We start from the raw sequence: 5969 nt of genomic DNA, 5'->3' as shown, positions 1-5969 counted from the left end.
TCGCAACGGCGGTCGACCCCTCCCCCAACTTCGGGGGAGGGGTTTGCGAGAAGGCGGGTTCAGCGCGCGGAGTTGATTCCAACGCGGATTCGCAGTTCTCCCCCTCCCCCGCGGAGCGGGGGCAGGGGGTCGGGGGGAGGGGGCCCTCCGCGGGCCGGCAGACTGCCCGCCTACGTGCAGGGGCCTTGATCCCCCTTCCCCCACGCCGTTTGTGGGGGAAGGGCAGGGGATGGGGGGCGGCCCGCCGCCGCCGCGATCTGTCCTTCCAGGCCGGGAGTCGTGTCGCACCGGATGAAGGTGGTTGCTCGATCGTACTTGCGCCCCGGCGCGCGCGCACGGCAATATGCGCCGCCCGGAGTGCGCTCTTTCCAGAGAGGAACAGGTGCCATGCGCAACGTCCTATCGGCGGCCCTGCTGCTGCCGCTCCTCGTCGGCTGCGCGCAGCCGTCGCAGTCCACGGCCGGCGGGCCAGACAGCGCGGGAACACCGACCACCGCGCCCTCGCAGGGGGCCGGCCAGGTGACGGTGGAGCTCGTGCCCGGCCAAGCCGGCTCGTCCACGGGCCAGGACCAGGCCGCCACGGCCGAAGGCGCGGCCGGCGGCGCCGTGGTCCGCGGCGTGGCGCGCACGCCCACGCCCTGCCACCGGCTCACGGGCGCCGTGGAGCGCGCCGGCGAGGCGGTGACGCTGCGGGTGTCGGCCGCGGCGGACCCGGACGCCATGTGCATCCAGTCCATCGGCGCCATCCCCTACACGGCCACCGTCCGCGGCCTGCCGGCCGGCGCCTACGCCCTGCGCGTGGTGCACACCTACCCCGGCACGGGGTGGGACACCGAGACCGTCCTGGAGACGCGCGTCACCGCCCGGTAACGCGCATCCTCCGCATCCATACCCATCCGCTACCGACCCCGGCCCGCATGCGCGTCGTCGCCCTTCGCCACACCGCCGTCCCCGCCCTCGCCGCGGCCCTGCTCGCCGGGCACGCCGCCGCGCAGGCGCCCGTCCCCGCGCCGTCCACCAGCCCGGACCGCGGCTGGGCCGTGCCCGCCGGGCCCCTGGCGCCCGCGCCCATCCCCCGCGAGGAGTTCGCGGCCCGCCGGCGGGCGCTGGCCGGGCAGATGGGCGACGGCGTGCTCGTCGCCATGGGCGCCGAGGAGCCCAGCGCCAGCTGGTCGGCGTTCGCGCAGGAGCCGGAGTTCCGCTACCTGACGGGCTACGACGAGCCGGGCGCCCTGCTCGTCATCCGCAAGCAGGGCGACCAGGTGAGCGAGCGGCTGTACGTGATGCCGCGCGACCCCACGTCGGAGATCTGGAACGGCGCGCGCATCGGCGCCGAAGGGGCCACGCGCATGACGGGCATTCCCGCGTACGACGTGGAGCGCATGCCCGCCGCGCTGGACTCGCTGCTGCGGGGCGCCACGACGCTGTACACGCTCACGCCAGAGCGCGCCCGGGGCTGGCAGTCGCCCGAGCAGCAGTTCATCCAGGCGCTCCGGGGCCAGCAGTCGGGCATCCGCCAGGTGACGGACCTGTCCGACCGGCTGCGCACCATGCGGCAGCGCAAGTCGCCCGCGGAGATCGACATGCTGCGGCGCGCCATCCACATCACCTCCCTGGCGCAGCGCGAGGCCATGCGCGCCACGGAGCCGGGGATGAACGAGTTCGAGGTCCACGCGCTCATCGAGGGCACCTTTCGCCGCTACGGCTCGGAGCGGCCGGCGTTCGGCAGCATCGTGGCGTCGGGGCCGAATTCGACCACGCTGCACTACCGCACGGCCGACCGCTACATGCAGGCCGGCGAGGCGCTGGTGATGGACATCGGCGCGTCGTACAACGGCTACTCGGCGGACGTCACGCGGACGATCCCCGTGGGCGGGCGGTTCACGCCGGAGCAGCGCGCCATCTACGAGCTCGTCCTGGCGGCGCAAAAGGCGGCGGAGGCCGAGGCGCGCCCCGGCGTGACCATGGGGCGGCTGAACCAGGCCGCGTCGGCCGTGATGTCGCAGGGGCTGGTGCGGCTGGGGCTGATGGACTCCGACACGGCCACGTACGACTGCGAGCGGGGCGGCGCCGTGCGGACGTGCCCGCAGCTGTTCCTGTACTACATGCACGCCATCGGGCACGGCATTGGCCTGGACGTGCACGACCCCGAGATCGGCTACACGGCCGGGTTCGCCGTGGGCAGCGCGTTCACGCTGGAGCCGGGCATCTACGTGCGCGCCGACGCGCTGGACTACCTGCCCGACACGCCGCGCAACCGCGCCTTCCGCGAGCGGGTGCGCGGGGCCCTGCAGCGGTACCGGAACATCGGCGTGCGCATCGAGGACGACTACTTTTTCACGGAGCAGGGGCTGGAGCGGGCCTCGGTCGGGGCGCCGCGCGAGATCGCCGAGATCGAGGCGCTGATGAACGAGGAAAGCCTCTGGAACCGCGAGCGGCGCCCGGAGATGGTGGAGTGGTACCGCGGCGTTCACCCGCGCTGACGGACCCGTGTCGCACCGCGAGCGGGAGCACGCCCCGGGGGCCGCCGAGCGCGGCAACGACTGGCTGGACGGCGCGCTCGCGGGCTGGCTCCTGTTCATCGCCATCAACGGCGGCAACCTGGCGTGGCACTCGCTGCGCGACGGCGCGGCGTGGTCCACCAGCGCGCTGAACCTGGCGGTCCCCGTGCTGGCGGTGGCCGCCATCTTTCCCCTGCTGCGCTTTCACCGCGTCGGCTGGGGGCTGGCGTTCCTGGCGCTGGGGCTCATGGCCACGCGCGAGGGGATGATGCTGGCCGCCGCCCAGGGCGCGTGGCGGGCCACGGTGGCGTTCCTGGCCGTGGACCTGCTGGGGATGGGCTACCTGCTGTGGATCATCCCCGAGTTCTGGCCTCGCCACCCCGACGCCGAGCCCGTGGCGTCTGCCCGGCCGATCGCCCCGTCCGTCGCCGCGGAGGCGCCGTCCGCGCCCACGCCGGTGACGCAGGCGCTTGCGGCCATCCATCACCGCATCGTGGCGGCGGGGAGCGCGTGCTCCGTGACGGAGGTGGCCGTGCGCGCCGAGGCGGGGCGGTTCGGGGTGACGCCGGCGGCGCTGCGGACGGAGGGCCTGTCGCTGTATCGCACGTTCCTGCGGCACTTCATGGCCGATGGCGCCCTGAGCGCCGACGAGGAGCGCGAGCTCATCTGCCTGGAGCGCGCGCTGGACCTGGACGACGACGGCGTGTGGCGCCTGCGCGCCGAGGCGGGCCTGGTGGGCGGCATGGCGGCCTCCGCGCCGTCCCTGCTGACGGCGTCGGACGCATCCCTCCCCGCCCCCCGTCCCGCCCTCGCCGCTCCGGCAGATGCCGATCAGCCGGTTTCGGTCGATGCGGATCAGCCGATGGCGGTTGATGCGGATCGATCGCATTCTGCGGATGTGCCGATCACGGTTGATGCGGATCAGCCGATGCCGGTGGATGCGGATCGGGTGACGCGAGTGGATGTCGATCCGCAGACGGCCGTGATCGTCGACCAGGCGCTGCCGGTGCGCGCGGCGGAGGATGATCGGCCGGCCGATGTAGCCGATTCCCAGTCGCCGATCGCGGTGACGGAGCCGCTCATCGACGAGGTGCCGATGCCGGTCTCGGGGACTGCGGTGCCGATCGACGGACCTGTGCCGATGGGCGCGGTGGCCGCGGAACCGGACCCGTCGGCGCAGGCCGACATCACGTCTTCGGTGCCGCGATTTCAATCGCCGGGTCTGGATGCCCGCGCCGCCGCCGCCGACTCGCCCATGCACGAGCCGCCGGTCAGCGAGCAGCCGGAATCCGCCGAATCCGCCGCGCCGATCGAACCTGCCGCATCGACCGAATCCGCATCCGCCGATGCTCCCGAGGCGCTGGCGGACTACGAGGAGCACGAGCTGGGCGTCTCGCTCGCGTGGGCGGGCATCGGGGCGCTGCCGGCGGGCGCGTCGCGGCGCGGGGCGCTGGAGCGGCTGCGGGCGCTGTACCGCGCGGCCACGGAGCCGCTGTCGCCCTGCGAAACCGACGTGGCGCTGGATGCCGACGAATCGTGCCTGGCCCAGCGCGAGGTGCAGGTGTACGTGGCGCCGGCCGGCGCCGCGCCTCCGCCGCCGGACCTGCCCGGCCCCGTGCTGCCCCGCCGCGCGCTGGTGGACGGCACCCTGGACCACGCGCGCGACCTGTCGGACCTGCAGCGCCGCGCCGTGTGCCGCTTCGTGCTCACGGAGCGCCGGCTGCTGCTCGTGACGTCCGCCGGGCAGCGCAGCGAGCTGGCCGTGAGCCGCGTGCGGGCCGTGTTGCCGTACCGCAACGGCATCGAAGTGCGCCAGCAGCGCGGCGCGCCCGTCTTTCTCGCCTTTACGGACGGCGTGGACGACGCGGCCATGCGCATTGACCGCGCGGCGTCGGACCTGCGCGCCCGCGCCTGAGAACGATCCTGATCCACCCGATCCAGCAGAACTCGACCCTGTGACCTTCCGCTACTTTGGCGGCATCGACTTCAGCGGCGCCAAGGAGCCGCTGAACAACCTGTGGACGGCCGTCGGCGAGGAGCGCGACGGCCGCCTGTGCATCGTCAGCGTGTGCCCGCACCCGTTTCGCGCGGACCTGGCCGCGTACGTCACCGGCGGCTGGCGGCGCCACGCCCGCGCGGACGACGACGCGCCCGTGCTGTGGGGCGCCGACTTTCCGTTCGGCCTGCCGTCGGAGGCCGTGGCCACCATCGAGGGGCTGCGCGAGCGGTCGTGGCGCGGCGTGGCGTCGTGGTGCGCGGACCGTCCGCCCGACGAGGTGCGCGACGGGCTTACGGCGTTCGGCAAGGCGGGGCGGCGGACGGACACGGGCGGCGCCATGGCCCCGCTGGACCTGCGACTGTACCGCCAGACGGTGGAGGGGATGCGGCTGCTGTGGGAGATGCGCGACGGCGGCGAGGAGGTGAGCATCCTGCCCGTGTTGCCCCGCACCGGCGCGGCCACGACCATCGTGGAGGTGTACCCGTCCGGCGCCGTGAAGGACCTGGGGATCAAAGGCTCGCGCGTGCCCAGCCGCGCGGGCGAGGTGCGCGCGCGGCCGGCGGCGTGGCGGCCGTACCTGTCGTTCGACCATCCGTCGCTGGAGGCCATCGCCTGCACGCTGGAGGACGCGCGCGACGCCTGCATCGCGTGCCTCGTGGCCTACCAGTGCCGCGACGACCTGGACCAGCCCGCCCGCGCCGCCACCGTTCCCGCGGACACCGTGGCGCTGGAGGGATGGATCTACCGCCCCCCCGCGGCCGTGGGCCAGGCGGGCTGATCGCGGGGAACTGCATGCTCACACGGGGCCTGCGGCCAACGGAGTCAACGGTTTTGATCAGTTACCGTTCACCCCGTTGGCCGAAGGCCCCGTGTGGGAATTCTTTTTTGGGTTTCCCTTCAGGATGCGCGGGCGTCGATCCGCTCGCGACGGCGGCGGGCGCGGGCGATCAGGGAGCCGTAGACGGCGGCGTTCACGATCACCACGCCCGCGCCGATGCCGAACTGGATGCCGCGCGTAAGGCCGCGCGGGTAGAGCACGGACACCACGTAGTGCTCGATGAACCCGCCCTCGTAGCCGGCCTGCCCGCCGCGGCGCCGCAGCCCGTTCTCCAGCGGCGTGAGCGGGCAGATCCACCCCGCGAACATGATGAGCGCGCCCCACACGGCACACGGCACGTGGATGCGCCACAGCCGCGGCCAGCGCAGCACCAGCAGCCCGCCGATCCCCGCGAAGATGGCGAACGCGAGGTGCAGCACCAGCACCACGTCGGCCAGCGTGCGCCAGATCACGCCGCGATCGTGTGGCCGATGGTGATGCGGTGGCCGTCGGGCGTGCGGACGGTGAACTCGCGCATGCCCCACGGCTTGGTCTGGATGTGCGACGTGGGCGTGAAGCCGGCGCCCGTGAACCGCGCGAAGAACGCGTCGGCATCGTCCACACGCAGGTAGCCGAACCAGCTGTGGTCGCC

General features: G+C 73.7%; 6 protein-coding genes. 4 read left to right on the top strand and 2 right to left on the bottom strand.

Annotated elements, in window-relative coordinates:
- Nucleotides 1–387: 387 nt before the first annotated feature.
- Genes VFZ20_RS19110 through VFZ20_RS19095 form a run of 4 tightly spaced genes read left to right on the top strand, consistent with a single transcriptional unit; the run spans nt 388 to nt 5278 of the window.
- Entirely contained in the window at nt 388–870 is a 483-nt protein-coding gene (locus tag VFZ20_RS19110; protein WP_329685529.1) for a hypothetical protein, read from the top strand.
- 47 nt (nt 871–917) lie between these two features.
- A complete protein-coding gene (locus VFZ20_RS19105) occupies nt 918–2483 on the top strand; it encodes an aminopeptidase P N-terminal domain-containing protein (protein WP_329685528.1) in 1566 nt (521 codons plus the stop codon).
- A gap of 7 nt (nt 2484–2490) precedes the next feature.
- The gene (locus VFZ20_RS19100) at nt 2491–4416 is read left to right on the top strand and encodes a hypothetical protein (protein ID WP_329685527.1); all 1926 of its coding nucleotides are present in this window, start codon (nt 2491–2493) and stop codon (nt 4414–4416) included.
- A 40-nt stretch (nt 4417–4456) separates the two neighbouring features.
- On the top strand, nt 4457–5278 hold the full coding sequence (locus VFZ20_RS19095; protein WP_329685526.1) for a DUF429 domain-containing protein: 822 nt from the start codon (nt 4457–4459) through the stop codon (nt 5276–5278).
- A gap of 119 nt (nt 5279–5397) precedes the next feature.
- Here VFZ20_RS19095 and VFZ20_RS19090 read toward each other — a convergent pair whose 3' ends face one another.
- Nucleotides 5398–5790: a DUF2784 domain-containing protein gene (locus VFZ20_RS19090; protein ID WP_329685525.1), complete on the bottom strand. Its 393-nt coding sequence runs from the start codon at nt 5788–5790 to the stop codon at nt 5398–5400.
- Nucleotides 5787–5969, bottom strand: a 183-nt coding sequence (locus tag VFZ20_RS19085; RefSeq protein WP_329685524.1) for a VOC family protein, incomplete at its 5' end; no start/stop codon positions are given. The genes VFZ20_RS19085 and VFZ20_RS19090, both read right to left, overlap by 4 nt.

The organism is Longimicrobium sp. (genome assembly GCF_036280135.1).
Lineage (GTDB): Bacteria > Gemmatimonadota > Gemmatimonadetes > Longimicrobiales > Longimicrobiaceae > Longimicrobium.
Note: the sequence above shows the minus strand (reverse complement) of the source record. Positions and strands in the feature narration are given on the sequence as shown.

Coding starts and splice junctions, on each gene's coding strand:
- VFZ20_RS19105 (WP_329685528.1), top strand. CDS start 918: ATGCGCGTCGTCGCCCTTCGCCACACCGCCGTCCCCGCCCTCGCCGCG.
- VFZ20_RS19110 (WP_329685529.1), top strand. CDS start 388: ATGCGCAACGTCCTATCGGCGGCCCTGCTGCTGCCGCTCCTCGTCGGC.